Source organism: Devosia algicola (assembly GCF_028816455.1).
GTDB classification, from domain to species: Bacteria; Pseudomonadota; Alphaproteobacteria; order Rhizobiales; family Devosiaceae; genus Devosia; species Devosia algicola.
The window spans coordinates 3,174,326-3,190,762 of the sequence record NZ_CP118246.1 but is presented as its reverse complement, the minus strand read 5'-3'; the positions used below and the strand labels follow the sequence as shown (position 1 = coordinate 3,190,762).

At 57.3% G+C, this 16,437-nt stretch carries 18 protein-coding genes and 1 pseudogene; 9 read left to right on the top strand and 10 right to left on the bottom strand.

Annotated elements, in window-relative coordinates; genetic code table 11:
- Positions 1 to 93 precede the first annotated feature (93 nt).
- On the top strand, positions 94 to 462 hold the full coding sequence (locus PSQ19_RS17010) for a VOC family protein (RefSeq protein ID WP_282218713.1): 369 nt from the start codon (positions 94 to 96) through the stop codon (positions 460 to 462).
- A 209-nt stretch (positions 463 to 671) separates the two neighbouring features.
- A complete protein-coding gene (locus PSQ19_RS17005) occupies positions 672 to 1,949 on the top strand; it encodes a hypothetical protein (protein WP_282218712.1) in 1,278 nt (425 codons plus the stop codon).
- A 4-nt stretch (positions 1,950 to 1,953) separates the two neighbouring features.
- On the opposite strand, the gene PSQ19_RS17000 is transcribed toward PSQ19_RS17005, so the two are convergent.
- The 4 genes from PSQ19_RS17000 to PSQ19_RS16985 form a co-directional block, all read right to left on the bottom strand.
- Complete coding sequence (locus tag PSQ19_RS17000; RefSeq protein WP_282218711.1) at positions 1,954 to 2,184, bottom strand: hypothetical protein; 231 nt, start codon at positions 2,182 to 2,184, stop codon at positions 1,954 to 1,956.
- Positions 2,185 to 2,239: 55 nt separating this feature from the next.
- Positions 2,240 to 2,944, bottom strand: a complete 705-nt coding sequence (locus PSQ19_RS16995; protein WP_282218710.1) for a pyrimidine 5'-nucleotidase — start codon at positions 2,942 to 2,944, stop codon at positions 2,240 to 2,242.
- A gap of 86 nt (positions 2,945 to 3,030) precedes the next feature.
- A complete protein-coding gene (locus tag PSQ19_RS16990; protein WP_282218709.1) occupies positions 3,031 to 3,675 on the bottom strand; it encodes a hypothetical protein in 645 nt (214 codons plus the stop codon).
- On the bottom strand, positions 3,659 to 4,261 hold the full coding sequence (locus PSQ19_RS16985) for a hypothetical protein (RefSeq protein WP_282218708.1): 603 nt from the start codon (positions 4,259 to 4,261) through the stop codon (positions 3,659 to 3,661). The genes PSQ19_RS16990 and PSQ19_RS16985 overlap by 17 nt, the downstream gene beginning before the upstream one ends.
- 341 nt (positions 4,262 to 4,602) lie before the next feature.
- On the opposite strand from PSQ19_RS16985, the gene PSQ19_RS16980 reads away from it, so the two are divergent.
- The gene (locus PSQ19_RS16980) at positions 4,603 to 5,229 is read left to right on the top strand and encodes a TetR/AcrR family transcriptional regulator (protein WP_282218707.1); all 627 of its coding nucleotides are present in this window, start codon (positions 4,603 to 4,605) and stop codon (positions 5,227 to 5,229) included.
- Complete coding sequence (locus PSQ19_RS16975) at positions 5,226 to 6,728, top strand: MFS transporter (RefSeq protein ID WP_282218706.1); 1,503 nt, start codon at positions 5,226 to 5,228, stop codon at positions 6,726 to 6,728. The genes PSQ19_RS16980 and PSQ19_RS16975 overlap by 4 nt, the downstream gene beginning before the upstream one ends.
- Positions 6,729 to 6,777: 49 nt before the next feature.
- Here PSQ19_RS16975 and argB read toward each other — a convergent pair whose 3' ends face one another.
- Positions 6,778 to 7,695, bottom strand: a complete 918-nt coding sequence (argB, locus tag PSQ19_RS16970; RefSeq protein ID WP_407649024.1) for an acetylglutamate kinase — start codon at positions 7,693 to 7,695, stop codon at positions 6,778 to 6,780.
- Positions 7,696 to 7,900: 205 nt separating this feature from the next.
- Here argB and PSQ19_RS16965 point away from each other — a divergent pair, with 205 nt between their 5' ends.
- The 5 genes from PSQ19_RS16965 (at position 7,901) to PSQ19_RS16945 (ending at position 11,402) form a co-directional block, all read left to right on the top strand.
- Positions 7,901 to 8,446, top strand: a complete 546-nt coding sequence (locus PSQ19_RS16965; RefSeq protein WP_282218705.1) for a sigma-70 family RNA polymerase sigma factor — start codon at positions 7,901 to 7,903, stop codon at positions 8,444 to 8,446.
- On the top strand, positions 8,443 to 9,165 hold the full coding sequence (locus tag PSQ19_RS16960; protein WP_282218704.1) for an anti-sigma factor: 723 nt from the start codon (positions 8,443 to 8,445) through the stop codon (positions 9,163 to 9,165). Before PSQ19_RS16965 ends, PSQ19_RS16960 begins: the two co-directional genes overlap by 4 nt.
- A 193-nt stretch (positions 9,166 to 9,358) precedes the next feature.
- Complete coding sequence (locus PSQ19_RS16955) at positions 9,359 to 9,934, top strand: fasciclin domain-containing protein (RefSeq protein ID WP_282218703.1); 576 nt, start codon at positions 9,359 to 9,361, stop codon at positions 9,932 to 9,934.
- Between the two features lie 192 nt (positions 9,935 to 10,126).
- On the top strand, positions 10,127 to 10,624 hold the full coding sequence (gene msrB, locus PSQ19_RS16950) for a peptide-methionine (R)-S-oxide reductase MsrB (protein ID WP_282218702.1): 498 nt from the start codon (positions 10,127 to 10,129) through the stop codon (positions 10,622 to 10,624).
- Between the two features lie 58 nt (positions 10,625 to 10,682).
- Positions 10,683 to 11,402 carry a type 1 glutamine amidotransferase gene (locus tag PSQ19_RS16945; RefSeq protein ID WP_282218701.1) on the top strand — a complete coding sequence of 240 codons (720 nt, stop codon included), beginning with the start codon at positions 10,683 to 10,685 and terminating at the stop codon, positions 11,400 to 11,402.
- A gap of 21 nt (positions 11,403 to 11,423) precedes the next feature.
- On the opposite strand, the gene phoB is transcribed toward PSQ19_RS16945, so the two are convergent.
- From phoB to pstC, 5 genes and pseudogenes are all read right to left on the bottom strand, one after another.
- Positions 11,424 to 12,125, bottom strand: coding sequence for a phosphate regulon transcriptional regulator PhoB (gene phoB / locus PSQ19_RS16940; protein WP_282218700.1), 702 nt, complete (start codon positions 12,123 to 12,125; stop codon positions 11,424 to 11,426).
- Positions 12,126 to 12,132: 7 nt separating this feature from the next.
- The gene (gene phoU / locus PSQ19_RS16935; RefSeq protein WP_282218699.1) at positions 12,133 to 12,843 is read right to left on the bottom strand and encodes a phosphate signaling complex protein PhoU; all 711 of its coding nucleotides are present in this window, start codon (positions 12,841 to 12,843) and stop codon (positions 12,133 to 12,135) included.
- Between the two features lie 30 nt (positions 12,844 to 12,873).
- The gene (gene pstB / locus PSQ19_RS16930; protein ID WP_407649174.1) at positions 12,874 to 13,656 is read right to left on the bottom strand and encodes a phosphate ABC transporter ATP-binding protein PstB; all 783 of its coding nucleotides are present in this window, start codon (positions 13,654 to 13,656) and stop codon (positions 12,874 to 12,876) included.
- Positions 13,657 to 13,729: 73 nt separating this feature from the next.
- Positions 13,730 to 15,012, bottom strand: a pseudogene (pstA, locus tag PSQ19_RS16925) (phosphate ABC transporter permease PstA).
- Positions 15,013 to 15,024: 12 nt separating this feature from the next.
- On the bottom strand, positions 15,025 to 16,404 hold the full coding sequence (pstC, locus tag PSQ19_RS16920) for a phosphate ABC transporter permease subunit PstC (protein WP_282218698.1): 1,380 nt from the start codon (positions 16,402 to 16,404) through the stop codon (positions 15,025 to 15,027).
- Positions 16,405 to 16,437 lie beyond the last annotated feature (33 nt).

Sequence of the window (16,437 nt, the reverse complement as noted above, 5' to 3'; positions counted from 1 at the left end):
CGCGTGGTAATTTGGGTCGGTTGGGCCGTGTCATCGCCACTTATGTGCGGTGCGGCAGGAACGCTGGGGGCTTTCCCCAGGAAAGGGTTCGTCATGCTCAAAGACAAGGATTCTGCGGCAATAGTGGCGGTGACCGATATGAACCGGGCACGGCAATTTTATGAAACAACGTTGGGATTGCCACTGGTTAGCGGCGATGAGAACGTCATGCAATTTGAGACCGGATCAACGGCTCTGGTAGTATATAGGTCGGACTACGCGGGCAGCAATAAGGCGAATGCTGTTGTTTGGGGTGTCGGCGCGGAAATCGAGACTATTGTCGCTGATCTCAAGGCCAAGGGCGTCGTGTTCGAGCATTACAAGGACATGGATTTGCAAGGGGACGTGCATATTGCCGGTGACTTCAAGATGGTCTGGTTCAAAGACCCGGACGGCAATATCCTGCACCTCAACAATATGTAGGTTTGCTGCCAAGTTTGGGTGTTGAGCAATGCTGCTTGACACCTCTGAGCAGCGAGGAATAAATATTGTCCTGTTGAAAATGTTTCATCTTTTTGTCCACGGTGTGGAGGCAACAGGAGATGATATTATGCGACGCCGTATTTCATAGTTTTTCGTTATCCTGCCGCCGATGCCTGCTCTGGGCATGCAGCGCCGGCCTTGCGGTAGCTTTGCGTGCAATACTACCCGGCATGGTGTCCACATTTTTGCTGATTTGGGCGCCGGGTGCGGTAGCGGCCGAAGCAATTGTCGGCACCAATGATCTTGCGGGCCTGTCGCCGCAGGCGCCATTTGGCGTAAAGATCGGGATGCGGGGGCGCGAGGCGGTGACCCTGCTTGAGGTTGCCGGGTTGGCAGCGGTCCCTGGCTCCGCACCCCACTATGCGCGAATGGTCAGTGGCGCGGATATCGACGTAATTTTGGGTATGGGGAGATTTCAGGCGGGCAGCCTTGACGAACCCGTTAGCCAGATCGACTACAGATGGAGCGGGCCGCTCGTCGATCTGTCCGCCCCGGCAATCGTTGAAGATTTGGCAATGCAGTTCGGCGTCGAGTCGAAGTGCGACCTCAGCGGACCAGACGTCGCTTACTGCCAATGGCGGGCCCCGCCGAACGCGCCACTTGTGCACGCCATCACCCTGACCATCTCTAGCAACAGCACCGAGAGCAACGTCACCTTGAACCTTATGGCCGTGACCGACCTCGAGGAGCGTCTGGCATCGTCAAGTAGTGGTTTCAGCGTAGATAGCGGTCAGTTCGATCCGATTGCGCCCGAGGGCGCGATGATCGGGCAACGGTTCGCCGAGTTGCGGGCGATTCTGAATGATGCCGGTTATGTTTCGGGCAGCGATTGCGAGGGGTTTTACAAGGACAGCCAGACGCGTTGGTTCAGTCTCGAATTGGGTGGTTGTGCGGACGATACCATACTCGGTGGCATTACCTTCCATGTACAGCACACCCAAATAGATGGGTCTATACGCGGTCTGGTCGAGCGCATTACTGCGGCCAGTGGGGCGACGCCTGATTGCGAGACTGCCAATGACGATGCAGCCGCGTGTTTGTGGACGCGACCATCAAGCCTGCCCCAGCTATCGCAAATCTATCTGGCGGTAAGCAGAAGCGGGCTTGATCTCCATATTGAGGCCACTCCCAACTTCATGGACCATCTCGCCGTGATGTCTGAGACGCCCAAAGAATCACACTGGTGGGAGGCGGAACTGGCCGCCGCCGCTGCCGACGTCAATACTTCGTTGCTCGCCGTGGCCTCAGCTGCGGCAAATTCTGACATTCGCGATCAGGCCTTTGCCGAGGGCCGCTATGCCTACCAATATTGTCAGGATCGGGGGATTTATGCCGAGTCTCAACGACTGTCGGTGCGAGGCCTCAAAGCTCATAGAGTCACGAATTGCGGACCTCGCTGCGGGCGCGGCGCCGCTTTCGGTTCATGATAGTTCAGACCAGTATCAGATTGCCAACGATGCACAAACGCTTGCGGAAAATATCTGCCCCAATCGTGCTGGCGCGGCCCTCTATGCCTATGCGACCTGCAAGACGGACTATCTCCATACCGAGGATATGTGCAACTGTCTGGCCGACAGCTTTTCCGCCGCCTTCGTCAAACAGCCAACCCCAAGTTTCAACGGGTTGGTGCCGCTGCAGGTTTCTGCTCTTCAGCAATGCCAAGCCAAGGGACTCAAATAGGCCGCGGGTGAAAATCAAGACACGCGGCCTCAAATCATCACGGTAGATTGGCCAGGAAATGGGCCAGATTGTCGGTGATGTGGTGAACGTGCGGCCCTGAGCTTCGCCCCAACTCCCAGGCTTCGACCTGATCGTGGACGAAGGCCTCGTCGGCAACAACCTGAACAGTGCTCATGCCGATGTCATGGGGGACGGTGAGGTTTTTTTCCAGATCATCGAACATGACCGCGCGTGTGGGGTCAATCGCGTGCAGAGCCAGAATGCCATCATAGGCCGACTTGTGCGGCTTTGGAACATAGGTCATGGCGCGGATATCGTGGATGTGCTCGAACAGGTCAGCGCCCCCCAGACGGGTTAGCACCGCGCGCGCATGACCGACATCGCCATTGGTTAGGATAAATTTGCGGCCCGGCAGACCCCGAATAGCGGCGACCAGTTCAGGATGCGGCGCAACAGGGGCATAGTCGATGGCATGAACCGTATCGAGAAAATGATCCGGGTCCACTTTATGCTTGAGCATCAAGCCATTGAGAGTAGTGCCGTGGTCGCGATAATAGCCTTTTTGCAGGGCGCGGGCGGCGTCGAAATCGAGTTGGGCGATTTCCATGACATAGTGGGTGATGCGCACATCTATCTGGGCGAACAGATTGCAGGTGCGCGGATAGAGCGTGTTGTCCAGATCGAACACCCAATCGGTGACGTGGGACAGGCTGCGAGCAGTGGATGGGGTTATGGCGTTCATTCCAGCAACTCTAGCAAGAAATGCTGAACACTTCATATAAACTTGGCGTTAGTGGCGGGGCAAAAAATATCGCCCCGCCGAAGGGTTTATTTGGCTGGCTCGTTGGCTGTCGCGCTCAAGCCCAGCAACGGTATCAGGCCGGCGGGATTGGCGGCGGCGCCCATGGCCATCATGCCATTTACCGGCGAGGGGGGATTGAGCGAAACCTCGAGGCTCTTTGGATCGTCAAGGAAGGTATTGACGGCGGGCACCAGAATGTCATTGAGCGCTGGAATGCCGACCTGATTGATCATGGCGGGCACCATTTGCTTGAAACCGGCGACCAGTTGGGCCGGTTCGATACCTTCCTGCTTGGCGAAGAAATTGATCAGTTTCATCGACATGGACGCATCGTCAAAACGCAGCGAAGCACCATTGATGCTGACCAGTGACATGACCTGCATGCCCATCATCATATTGGCCTGATCAACTTCCTCGCTGGTCTTGGAGCCATCGTCAGCGGCAATCGAGGAATAGATTGTATCCATCAGTGCGGGGGTAAAACCGGTCAGATCAGCATTGAACCGCACGGCACCCTGATCATCGAGATTGACCAGAAGCTGGTCGATGACCATGTGCCCATCGGCCATCGACCAGGTCATGGATTCATTGATATTACCGCTTACCCGGGTCAAGCCAAGCGCCTCGATCGCTGCACCAGCCTCGACATTTTCTTCAGCAACGGTGCTCAAGTCGGCGGAGAAACCGGTGAGCCTCAAAACTGGATTTGACGTCGACCAGATCGGCGCTGCCCTGCTGGGGGTTGAACGTGTTGTCATTTGCAATCTTGTCAATCGTGATGACTTCGAGGCCCTTGCGGGTGACGCTGAGCGGCCCGGCACTTGCCGAGGCGTAGCCCTGCAATGAGGCGATGAAATTCACCTTGTCACCGGCGGGTACATAGATGCCATTGACGACAATATTCTTGAGCGAGACGTGACCTGGCGTTTTTTCGGTAATGTCATACTCGAAATCGGGCATGGTCAGGGATTGGGCCGTATAGCTGCCGTCGGCATTTTCAATGACGCCGGTAAAGGTCAGGTCGGCGGCGAAATTGGTTGGCGCTTCTCCTGAAACCGCCACAGTGACGCCTTTAACAACCACCGTTGAGCCGTCAGCCTCGACGGCGCCGGGTTCGATATCGTAGCCCATGGCGCCATAAACGGCAGCGACACGATCAACAAATGCCTGTGCATCGAGCGCCATGACGGGCTGGACCATGGCGGCGGTGCCAATCGTGGCCAGCAACGCCAAACGGACTTTGGTAGTGAGTTTCATATTGGTCTCCGACAGATTTTTCGTGTTAGAACAAAGTGATGGATGGGTAGGCGGCACGTGCATGGTCTAGCGGGGAAATGGCGTGTGCCCGATCCGAATGCAACAGGGAAGAGTGTAACCTGTCGCGAAATGCGTCCTCAGTTCGAATAAACAGTTAATTGCGCTCGTTGACCAGACCCTTTCCCCACGCAAGCGCCGCTTCGAGGCCATCGCAATATTGCGAGAGCCGATGAACCTTGCATGAATTGCATGGGCGCCATGCCCAATATTGACAATCAATCACTTGATTGAGACGCGGTGCCGGGATACCCAAGGCACCCACATCGAAACCGAAATCAGCGATGACGTTAACCACCGCCCCGACCAGACGCGAGAGCACCGACGAGCGCCGATTGGCAATCGCCCAGGCGGCGCGCGCGCTGATCGTGGAAAAAGGCTTTGAGGGACTGCGCACCCGCGATATTGCCGAGCGTGTGGGGATCAACATCGCCACCCTGCACTATCACGTTCCCACCAAGAAGGCGCTGGTTCAACTGGTGGCCCACACGATCGAGCAGGATTTCAGGGCGCAGGAGAAACGGCGCCCGCGCGCGCGCCGATCGCCACGGGACCGGCTGCGCTTCGAGTTTGAAGATCAGCGCGATACCATGACCAATAATCCCGACCTGGTGATCGTGATGAGCGAGTTGGCGCAGCGGGCGCGCCGCGATCCCGCAGTTGCCCAGGTCATGCAGCCGCTTTATAATTTCTGGATCCGGCAATTGGTCGAGATCGTAACCGCCGGGCGCGACGATGGCAGTTTCCGGCCCGATGTCGACCCCATGGCCGCCGCCCAGATCATTGCCGGGGCCCTGGGCAATCTCTGGCGTCAGCTCGATGACAGCCCCCGCATATTTGACAGCATTACGCGAGAACTGGAGCGGTCGCTTCTGCGCCCGGCCATCGCCAATAAGGACACGGCACCATGAATGCCCCCAATTTTCACGTCCCCCAAACGGTCGAAGAAGCAGATCCAAGGCGCTGGATCGCGCTGGTCATCCTGTTGATGGCCAACTTCATGAATCTGATCGATATCACCATTGTCAATGTCGCCATTCCAACGATGGAAACCGGCCTTGGCGCCTCTGACAGCCAGATTGAATGGGTGGTGGCGGGCTATGTTCTGGCCTTCGCGCTGGGCCTGTTACCGTTCGGTCGACTCGGCGACATTATCGGGCGCAAATGGATGTTCCTGATCGGGGTCAGCGGTTTTACCTTCGGGTCCGCGCTATGCGGCTTGTCGCCGACTATTGAATGGCTGGTGGCGGCGCGCATCCTGCAGGGTTTCGCCGCGGCGGTGATGACACCGCAGGTGATGGCCATCGTGCAGGTAACATTCCCGCCACAGGAAAAGGGCCTGGCGTTTTCGTTTTTTGGTCTGACCGCAGGCATGGCTTCGGTGGCCGGGCCGCTGGTGGGTGGGCTGTTGATCAATGCCGATCTGTGGGGTCTCGACTGGCGGCCGATCTTTTTGATCAATATCCCGCTCGGGGTGCTGGCAATTGTGGCTGGTTCCTTTCTTATTCCGCATACGCCACGGCATCCCACACTCAAGAATGACTATGTAGGCATTGGCCTGTTCAGCGTCGCCATCCTGTTGCTGATCTATCCCCTGATCGAGGGGCGTACCTTTGGCTGGCCATTGTGGATTTTCGGCATGATGGTGCTGTCTTTTGTCGGGATGGTGGCGTTCTATTTTTGGCAAAAGCGGCGCGATGCGCGTGGACAGGCCCAGTTGCTGCCGGTCTCGCTGCTGGAGAACCGGAATTTTGTGCTCGGCGCGTTCATGGTCATGGTGTTTTTCTCCGGTATGCCGGGTCTGTTTCTGGTGCTGGCGATATTTCTGCAAACCGGGTTCGGGTTCTCGCCACTGGAGTCGGGATTGACCACCGTGCCGTTCCCGATCGGGGTATTAATGGCATCGTTGCTGGCTGGCCGATTGGGCAGTAACTACCTCAAGCAGCGGCTCGCCGGCGGCGCCGCGACATTGGTGATTGGCATGTTTTCGTTGCGCTGGGTATTGAGCGGGATTGATTCCAGCATCGATCACTGGTGGTTTGCGGCACCGCTATTCATCGCCGGAGTGGGGCTGGGAACAGCGGTTTCCTCGCTGTTCCAGACGGTGCTGGCCGGTATTCCCTCCCAGGATGCGGGATCGGGGGCGGGCACGCTCCAAGCCTTCCAGCAGGTTGGTGGCTCGTTCGGCGTGGCGCTGGTGGGCCAGATATTTTTTACCTGGCTGGCGCACGCAGAGGCGTGGGGGGCGACCTCGAAAGGCACAGCCTTCAGCAATGCCGCCTCAAACGCCATGATATATGTCGTGGGGGCGTTCCTGCTGGTGGGCCTGTTGGTGCCGTTCCTCAAGGTCAACGATCAGGCCGGACATCGCGGCAAACGGCCCGATGAACCCCTTTTGGTCGAGGTATAGTACGGAGACGCCAAGGGGGCCAGATGGCCCCCTAAAGTCCAGTGCGAGGCTAGCGCACGATCAATGTGCCGGCACCATATTCGGTAAACAATTCGACCAGCACGACATGGGGCGTCTTGCCATTGAGGATAACCACGCCCTCAACGCCATTTTCCAAGGCTTCGAGGCAGGTTTCGACTTTTGGTATCATGCCGCCTGAAATGGTGCCCTCGGCGATCAGTGCCTTGGCTTCGCGCACTGTCAGTTCAGGCATCAACTGGCCGTTCTTGTCGAGCACGCCGGGCACATCGGTCAAAAACAACAGGCGCTTGGCGCCGAGCGATCCGGCGATGGCGCCAGCAAATGTATCGGCGTTGATATTGTAGGTGGCGCCATCCCGACCTGGCGCCACCGGGGCAATCACCGGGATCATTTCGGAGCGGGCGAGAAGATCCAGCAGCGTGCGATCGATTTCGACCGGTTCGCCGACAAAACCCAGATCGAGGACACGCTCGATGTTTGATGTCGGGTCCAGAACCTTTTTTTCGGCTTTTTTGGCAAAGACCATGTTGCCATCCTTGCCACACAGGCCAATGGCCCATTCGCCTTCAGCATTGATCAGCGCGACGATTTCCTTGTTGATCGAGCCGGCCAACACCATTTCAACGATTTCCATGGTGCGTCCGTCCGTGACGCGCAAGCCGCCTTCAAACTTGGATTCGATTCCAAGGCTCTTGAGCATCTGGGCAATTTGTGGGCCGCCACCATGCACGACAATTGGATTGACCTTGGACTGCTTGAGCAGCGCAATATCGCGCGCAAACGCCTGCCCAAGTGCCGGATCGCCCATGGCATGGCCACCATATTTGACCACGACGGTCTTGCCCTCATAACGCTGCATGAAGGGGAGCGCCTGCGCCAGAATACCGGCATCATGGGAGAAATTATGTTCCTGGGCGGCGGATGGCGGTGTGGGCACCTGAGTCATGGGTCTGCGGTTTCCCTTCCAAGGCGGCGTCTATCGGATCGGGCACTGATCTAGTCGATTTCATCACGAAGCGATACCGCCAGGCCGTTAATTATTGTGGGACATGATCCATTCGCTTGGCAATTGCGTTTTATGTAGGGGCATAAAAAAACCATGAGGGAGCGCGCGGATAGGCATTTAGCCAATAGCGCGATATGATGTGGTCATGCAGACACCGTCCCAAGACATCGCCGACCTTATCTCGCGCTGCGCCTTGCGCGACCGCGCTGCCTTTCGTTTGCTCTATGAACGCACCAGCGCGAAACTATTTGGCGTAACGCTGCGTATCTTGAAAGACCGATCCGAAGCCGAGGAGGCTATTCAGGAAGTGTACGTCAAGATCTGGCAGCGTTCCGACCGCTATGTGGCGGGGCGCTATAGTCCCATCAGCTGGCTGGTCGCGGTTGCGCGTAACCATTCGCTCGACATCTTGCGAGCGCGCCGACCGGTCTCAGACGACATTGATGTCGCGCTGGAAATCCCCGATGCGGGACCATCGCCCGAACGGGCGACCGAAAACAGCGAAGAACGCGCCCAGATCGAATCATGCCTGGGTAAACTTGATCAGGACAAGGCAGAAGCTGTGCGCGGCGCCTATCTTGACGGGTATAGTTACGACGAGTTGGCGCAGCGCCATGAGGTGCCGCTCAATACAATGCGAACATGGTTGCGCCGCAGCCTGATAAAACTGAAAGAGTGTTTGAGCGCATGAGTACAAGTGATGACATCGGCGATCCAGTAGGCGGCAATGCCCTCGTCGCCGAGTTTGTCCTTGGGCTTCTTGATAGTGCCGAGCATGAGCGCGTGCGGCTATTGATCCGGGATAATCCCCAGCTTCAGGCAGAGCAACGTTTCTGGGTGAGCCGGTTTGCCGAACTCAATGCCGAGTTTGAAGAAGTGGCGGTGCCAGCCCATTTGATCAATGCCATCGAGGCGCGTGCGTTTGGTGAAGCCGTTAGCCAGCATAAATCGAGTTGGTGGGACAGCCTGATCCTGTGGCGCGGACTCGCTGCCGGGGCTCTCGCCATTGCGGTGGTCGCGATCGGCATGAACGCGGGCAATTATAACAGCAGCAGTGATGCGGCGAGCCTGGCAACGCAATTGGTAGCAGCGCTCGAACTGGACGGCAGCAGCGTCAAATTTGTTGCGCTCTACGACAGCGCCACAGGCGCGGTGCGACTGACATCCCTGTCAGGCGAGCCGGTGCCAGACAAGGATTTTGAACTCTGGGCCATTCAGGGCGGTAACAACCCGATCTCAATGGGTGTGGTGCCGGTCAATCAACGCACGCAAGTTACGCTTTCCCCTGACGTGATGGCGGGTTGGGGCGCAGGGTCGGTTCTGGCGATTACGCTTGAACCCAAGGGCGGCTCGCCCACCGGCGATCCAACGGGGCCGATCGTGGCCAAGGGTGCGGTGACCCAGATTTAGGCCATGGACTCCAATGTCTTTTCGTCCTGCCGGACTTCATCCGGCAGGATTTTTTCAGTCTTGAAGGTGAACGAGGCCAACGTGAACCGGCGTTTTCAAGAAAATAAAAAAATCTGAAACTATCCCGAAAAGCCTTCGTTGCTTCGCCTGTCCCCGAAACAAAGGGGAAAAAAACACAGGAAGGAACGTCCCCATGAAACTCTCGATCCGCAGCCTTGCCCTCACCACCATCTTGACCGTCTCGTCGCTTTCGGGCGCCGCAGCTTTTGCCCAGGACAACCCAATGGTTGGTGGCGCAGCCATGTATGCAGACAAGAACATCATCGAAAATGCTGTCAATTCAGCTGACCACACCACTTTAGTTGCTGCCGTAAAGGCTGCCGGGCTGGTGGATACGCTTTCGGGCGAAGGTCCATTTACGGTTCTGGCACCCACCAACGAAGCATTTGACGCCCTGCCCGCCGGTACGGTTGAGACGCTGCTGAAGCCAGAAAACAAGGAAATGCTCTCCACGATCCTGGCGTGTCACGTGATTGCAGCCAAGGCGCTGTCGACCGACATCGTCGGCATGGTCAAGGATGATGGTGGCGAGCACGTCGTGGACACTGTTGGTGGCTGCAAGTTGACCCTCAAGACAACTGCTGATGGTGGCGTGACCGTTACCGACGAAAATGGCACCACTGCCAATGTCACCATTGCCGACGTCATGCAGAGCAATGGCGTGATCCATGTGATCGATGCTGTTCTGACGCCTAAGTCGTCGATGTAACCTAACGTTGCGAGCCAACGAATAGTTCTGTGGCGGCCCGGTCGTTTATGGATTGACCGGGCTCTCACACAATCTTGACGTGCATCCGCCCCGCCCAAGCAAATACAGTGCACGTCACAGGGTCCGCGATGCTGCTGCCATCCCTCCGGTAGCTTTGGGGCGCGGACCCGCCTCTTTTAAGGGAGTTGGACCATGAAATTAGATCGACGCAATTTTGTCTGGAGTGGTGCGACATTGCTCGGGCTTGGTGGCCTGGGTTATCTTATGCGCGGCACCGCCCCGGCCCTGGCCAGCGATGGCAATTATGCGGTCACCATGACTGACGAGGAATGGCGCGCCAAACTGGGCGATGCCGCCTATGACGTCTTACGCCATGAAGGCACGGAACGCGCTTTTACCTCGCCGCTGCTTGAAGAACACCGCGTCGGCGTATTTGCCTGTGCCGGTTGCGATTTGCCGCTCTATAAGTCCGATACCAAATTTGAGAGCGGCACCGGCTGGCCCAGCTTTTACACCTATATTGATGGCGCCCTCGGCACCAAGGTGGACAACTCGCTGTTCGGTCAGCGTACGGAAGTCCATTGCAGCCGCTGCGGCGGGCATCAGGGGCATGTATTTGAGGATGGCCCGCAGCCAACGGGTCTGCGGTATTGCATCAACGGGCTGGCGATAAAGTTCATCGCCGCCTGATCGCACCAGTTCTTCATTGAAATTTCATGCCCTTTGCAGCTATTGCGGAGGGCATGATTTGTTGAGGACCATCGTGCAGATTACCATTATCCAGACCGGGAAGGTGCCCCCTGCCCTCGCCGACCGTTTTGCGCCCTATCCCAAAATGTTCGAAAAAATGCTCGACGCTACCCAGCGCCGGTTTCGCTATGAAACCGTACCTTTGTTTGAGGGCGCGGCCCTGCCCGACCCTGTTGGGCTGCAAGCCATTTTGATCACCGGCTCGTCAGCGGGCGTCTATGATGATTATGCGTGGATGGCGCCGCTGCGACAGTTCATCCGTTCCGCCTATGCCGCCAGCACGAAAATGGTGGGCATTTGCTTTGGTCACCAGATTATGGCGGACGCACTGGGCGGCGATGTGGGGCTGTCCGAAAGGGGCTGGGGGTTAGGTCGACATACATATTCAATCACTAATCGACCGGATTTCATGGCCGACGCGCCGGAACAAGTCGCTATTGCCTGCTCGCATCAGGATCAGGTCAAGGTGCCGCCAAAACAGGCCGAGATTATCCTGGCGTCGGCGTTTACGCCGAATGCCGGGCTGATGTACGAGAATGGCGCGGCGCTGAGTTTTCAGGCACATCCCGAGTTTGACGACGATTTCATGCTGGCGTTGGCAGCGCTACGGCGGGGACAGGTGCCTGATCAATTGGTTGCGGACGCCGAGGCATCGGTCACGATTCCATCCGACAGCGGGGCGCTGGCCGACTATATCGCGACGTTTCTGACCCGATAAAGCCGTGACGAACGGGCGCAACTAGCTGGCTTTTTCAAATCGTTCGTCAAATGCATAGCCCGCGCCGCGAACGGTGCGGATGGGATCGGGCGCGCGGCCGCGATTAATCGCCTTGCGCAAACGACCGACATGCACGTCGACGGTGCGTTCATCGACGTAAACATCATTGCCCCAGACCCCGTCGAGCAATTGCTCGCGCGAATAGACGCGGCCGGGGTGGCGCATCAGATATTCAAGCAAGCGATATTCGGTGGGGCCGAGATGCACCTCCCGGCCCGAGCGGCTGACGCGATGGCTGGTGCGGTCCAGTTCCAGATCCCCCGCCTTTAGTACGGTGGTGATCAATTGGGGGCTGGAACGGCGCAATAGGGCATTGATGCGCGCCAGCAGTTCGGGCACGGAAAACGGTTTGACGACATAATCATCGGCCCCGGTTGCCAGCCCCCGCACCCGCTCTTCTTCTTCACCGCGGGCGGTAATCATGATGATTGGGATGCGCGCGGTTTCCTCGCGGGTCCGCCAGCGACGGCAGAGTTCAATGCCGGAAGGGCCGGGCAGCATCCAATCGAGCAGGATCAGATCCGGCGTAATTTCCTGCATGGCCTCAACGGCTTCATCACCGCTTTCAGCGGTCAGCACACGAAAACCCTCGGCTTCGAGATTGTAGCGCATGAGGACGGACAGGTCCGCCTCGTCCTCAACCACCAGAATTGTTGCAGCCATCAGTTTTTCAGACCTTGATCTGGGTGCGATGCAGATCCTGCACATCGCTGGTCAATTGCTTGCCGGTCTGCAGATAATAGGCGCGCTCGGCAATGTTGGTGGCATGATCGCCGATGCGCTCAAGGTTCTTGGCGCAGAACAGCAGATGGGTGCAGGGCGTGATATTGCGCGGGTCTTCCATCATGTAGGTCAAAAGCTCGCGAAACAGCGATGTGTACATGGCGTCAACCTCGTCGTCATTATTGCACACAGCAATGGCGGCGTCGGCGTCGCGGCTGGCATAGGCATCGAGCGCCAGCTTGATCTGGCGCAGCACCAGATTGGTCATGTTCTTGACGCCGTTGTAAAAGGTTGGCTGCAGGCTGATGCCCTCCAGCTTGAGCGAGCGGCGCGACAATTGCTTGGCCATGTCGCCGACGCGCTCCAGATCGGAGGCAACGTGAATAGCGGTGACAATCGAGCGCAGGTCCGAGGCCATGGGCTGGCGGCGGGCGATCATCGACACGGCCATGTCGTCGATCTTGCGCTGCATATCATCAATGCGCTGGTCGGCGACGATGGTGAGATCGGCCAGTTCGCGATCAAGCTTGAGCAGCGAACGGGTGCCGTTTTCAATGGCGACCTCGACCTGTCCGCCCATTTCGGCGATCAATTGCGCGAGCGCCGTCAACTCGTCGGTATAGGAGGAAACGATGTGGTCCTGGGTAGAATTGGGCATGGCAAAATCCTCAATTGTCCGCGAAGCGGATCAGCCGATACGGCCCATGATGTAATCCTGGGTCTGCTTGTTTATGGGATTGGTGAAGATATCTTCAGTCACGCCCTCCTCGATCAGATTGCCCAGGTGAAAGAATGCGGTTTTTTGGCTGACACGGGCCGCCTGCTGCATCGAGTGGGTGACGATGACGATGGTGTAGTTTTCGCGCAATTCATCAATCAGTTCTTCGATGATGGCGGTCGCAATGGGATCGAGTGCCGAACATGGCTCGTCCATCAAGATAACCTCGGGCCCAACCGCCATGGCGCGGGCAATGCACAGACGCTGCTGCTGACCGCCCGAGAGGCCGGTGCCCGGTTCGTTGAGGCGATCCTTGACCTCTTCAAACAGCCCCGCCTTGCGCAGAGAGGAGACAACGACTTCGTCGAGATCGGCCTTGGAACTGGTAAGTCCGTGAATCCTGGGACCGTAAGCGACGTTATCGTAGATTGACTTGGGAAACGGATTTGGACGCTGGAAGACCATGCCGATGCGGGCCCGTAGTTCAACGACATCCAACTGGGGATCGTAGATGTCCTCGCCGTCGAGTTTGATCGTGCCGCCGACTTTTGCGCCCTCGATAGTATCGTTCATGCGGTTGATACAGCGCAGAAATGTTGACTTGCCGCAGCCCGATGGGCCGATGAATGAGGTTACCGCTCGTTCGGGAATATCGATAGAGATGCCATGCAGCGCCTGCTTGGCGCCGTAGTGCACAGTGACATCGCGCGTCTGAACACGAATGGTCCGCTCAATGGCGTCTGATGGGTTCATGGCTCTATCAACTGTCTGTTGGGTCATTTTCACGTTACCGTCCTGCATGTCCATAGGTGCGGTCTCCATGTTATCAGGCCCGACGCTGCAAGCGTGTGCGCAAGTATATTGCGAGGCCGTTCATGATGAAAAGGAATGCAAGCAAGACGAGAATGCCAGCAGATGTACGCGCAACGAAGCCCCGTTCCGGACTATCGGCCCAAATATAAATCTGAGTTGGCAGAGCGGTGGAGGCATCCATAAGGCCAGCCGGGGGCTGGTAATGAACGCATTCATGCCGATCAGCAACAACGGCGCCGTTTCACCCAGCGCCTGCGCCAATGCCAGAATTGTACCTGTCATAATGCCCGGCAAGGCCTGCGGCAGGACATGGTGCATCACGACCTGCTGGGGTGATGCACCCATGCCGTATCCTGCCTCGCGGATTGAAGGGGGAACGGCCTTGAGCGCATTTCGCGTGACAATGATGATGGTTGGCAGGGACATGAGCGCGAGCACGAGACCGCCAACCAGGGGAGCAGACCTGGGCAGACCGAAGGTTTGAATGAAAACGGCAAGACCAAGCAGCCCGAACACGATGGACGGTACTGCCGCAAGGTTGTTGATGTTGACCTCGACAATATCGGTCCATCGGTTCTTGGGCGCAAATTCCTCCAGATAGACCGCTGCTGCAATGCCGGTTGGAAAGGCAACCAGGAAGCACACAAGGATGGCATAGAACGACCCGACGATTGCGCCTGACAACCCGGCAATCTCGGGAAAACGACTATCGGCATTGAAAATGAGGCCCCAGTTGAACGGGGTGGAAACCGCGCCCTTGGCTTGCAACTCGTCAAACCAGGCAATCTCCTGATCAGATACCCGGCGGTTCTCTTCCAGAGTTTCGCGGCTTATGGTGCCTTTGTTCAACTGATCATAAATATCGGCTGCCGGGACTTCAAGCGTCAGTGTCCCGCCGATAACGGAGAGATCCCTGACCACGGCATCGCGGACAAAGAACTGCGTGTTATTGGTCAGTATCTTCGCAATTGCGCGCGTCTCCGCGGGGGTACTGACATCGGGCAGAAGAGCGCTCATTGCCTGCCTGACGACGGCGCGATAATTGCCATCTGCCGGATCGCCTGGATCGACGTTGTCGGCGCTGATGGGGAAATCAACGCGTATATGCGTTTGAACGAATGCCTGGTAGCCGCCCAAAAACAGCGTTGTCAAAAGGATTACGAGCAAACCTATCGCGGCGGTTATGGCGGCGATGCCGTAAATCCGGAGGCGAAGGTCGGCTGCATTGCGACGGCGCCGAAGCGCGTCGCCTATCTTGGTGGCCTTGCGGGGCGGGGTCATGGTCGAGTCGGTCATGTTGGGGCCCCACTACTCGTATTGTTCGCGGAAGCGGCGGACGATGTTGAGTGCGATGACGTTGAGAGCCAGCGTCACCAGAAACAGCACCAGGCCAAGCGCAAAGGCCGCAAGTGTTTTCGGGTTATCGAAGGAGGTGTCGCCGATAAGAAGAGACACAATCTGAACGGTCACGGTTGTGACCGAGTCCAGTGGATTGATGTTGAGCGTGGCGATCAATCCCGCAGCCATGACGACGATCATTGTTTCGCCGATGGCGCGGCTCAGCGCGAGCAGTACGCCACCCATAATCCCCGGCAACGCTGCAGGAAGCAGAACCTTGGTCATCGTTTCTGCACGTGTTGCCCCCATTGCCATCGAACCGTCACGCATTGAGCGCGGTACAGCGACAAGTGCGTCATCGGACAGCGAGGAAATGAAGGGGATGATCATGATTCCCATGACAGCACCAGCGGCAAGCGCGCTATTTGGAGAGGTGGCAATGCCAAGCAAATTACCAGCGTTTCTCACGGCAGGTGCTACCGTCAGTACCGCGAAGAAGCCGTAAACGACGGTCGGCACGCCAGCGAGAATTTCGAGCACAGGCTTGACGATGTTGCGCAGGCGATCATCGGCATATTCGACCAGATAGATTGCGGTGAAAATTCCGATTGGTACAGCGACCAGCATGGCGATGAACGAAATGACCAGCGTGCCCAGGAATACCGGAACGGCGCCGAAGGCACCATTGCCTGCCACCTGATCAGCCCGGATCGCTATCTGTGGTTCCCAGCGGAGACCAAAAAGGAACTCATGAACGGGCACCATCTTGAAGAATTCAAGGGATTCGAAGACCAAAGAACCGATAATGCCGATGGTGACAAACACTGCGATGACCGCGCAGGTGATCATCATCCACCCAACGATCTGTTCAACGCCGTTGCGCGCCCGAAAGCGGGGCGCCAGGCGTGTGCGTGCAAAAAACATCGCCAGAAGCATGATGGAAATAGCAGCGACGACCATGGCCCAGCGGGCAATGTCCTGCCAACGAAGATATGAATCTGCTGCGGCACGAATTTCGTCTGTCGGAACGGAGAATTCCCTACCAGCCGCAACATTTTTTATTTCGGACAGGATGAGATTGATCTGTGCCGACGAAGCGCCCTCTGTCAGCGCAGACGGCAGACTCGAGGTCAGCAGGCCGTCGATCACCGACCCCTGCAGTGCGATCCAAAGAATGCTCAGGATCAGGGCGGGAATGCCGACCCAGATAGCGACATAGGCGCCATGATACATTGGCAGGGAGTGGATTGCGGCACCATTGACGGCAACAAATTTTTTGCCGGTTGCCTGCCCGACAAAGTAAGCGACGATGGAGAAGGCCAGAATGGCCAGCAGCAGATAACCGAACACTTTTCGCCCCCGTCCGTGAAATGATAGGTGAGG

Bases quoted from the DNA above. Each gene is read 5' to 3' on its own strand.
- PSQ19_RS17010 (WP_282218713.1), top strand. From the start codon at position 94: ATGCTCAAAGACAAGGATTCTGCGGCAATAGTGGCGGTGACCGATATG.
- PSQ19_RS16995 (WP_282218710.1), bottom strand. From the start codon at position 2,944: ATGAACGCCATAACCCCATCCACTGCTCGCAGCCTGTCCCACGTCACC.
- PSQ19_RS16985 (WP_282218708.1), bottom strand. From the start codon at position 4,261: ATGAAACTCACTACCAAAGTCCGTTTGGCGTTGCTGGCCACGATTGGC.
- PSQ19_RS16980 (WP_282218707.1), top strand. From the start codon at position 4,603: ATGACGTTAACCACCGCCCCGACCAGACGCGAGAGCACCGACGAGCGC.
- PSQ19_RS16975 (WP_282218706.1), top strand. From the start codon at position 5,226: ATGAATGCCCCCAATTTTCACGTCCCCCAAACGGTCGAAGAAGCAGAT.
- argB (WP_407649024.1), bottom strand. From the start codon at position 7,695: ATGACTCAGGTGCCCACACCGCCATCCGCCGCCCAGGAACATAATTTC.
- PSQ19_RS16965 (WP_282218705.1), top strand. From the start codon at position 7,901: ATGCAGACACCGTCCCAAGACATCGCCGACCTTATCTCGCGCTGCGCC.
- PSQ19_RS16960 (WP_282218704.1), top strand. From the start codon at position 8,443: ATGAGTACAAGTGATGACATCGGCGATCCAGTAGGCGGCAATGCCCTC.
- PSQ19_RS16955 (WP_282218703.1), top strand. From the start codon at position 9,359: ATGAAACTCTCGATCCGCAGCCTTGCCCTCACCACCATCTTGACCGTC.
- msrB (WP_282218702.1), top strand. From the start codon at position 10,127: ATGAAATTAGATCGACGCAATTTTGTCTGGAGTGGTGCGACATTGCTC.
- phoB (WP_282218700.1), bottom strand. From the start codon at position 12,125: ATGGCTGCAACAATTCTGGTGGTTGAGGACGAGGCGGACCTGTCCGTC.
- phoU (WP_282218699.1), bottom strand. From the start codon at position 12,843: ATGCCCAATTCTACCCAGGACCACATCGTTTCCTCCTATACCGACGAG.
- pstB (WP_407649174.1), bottom strand. From the start codon at position 13,656: ATGAACCCATCAGACGCCATTGAGCGGACCATTCGTGTTCAGACGCGC.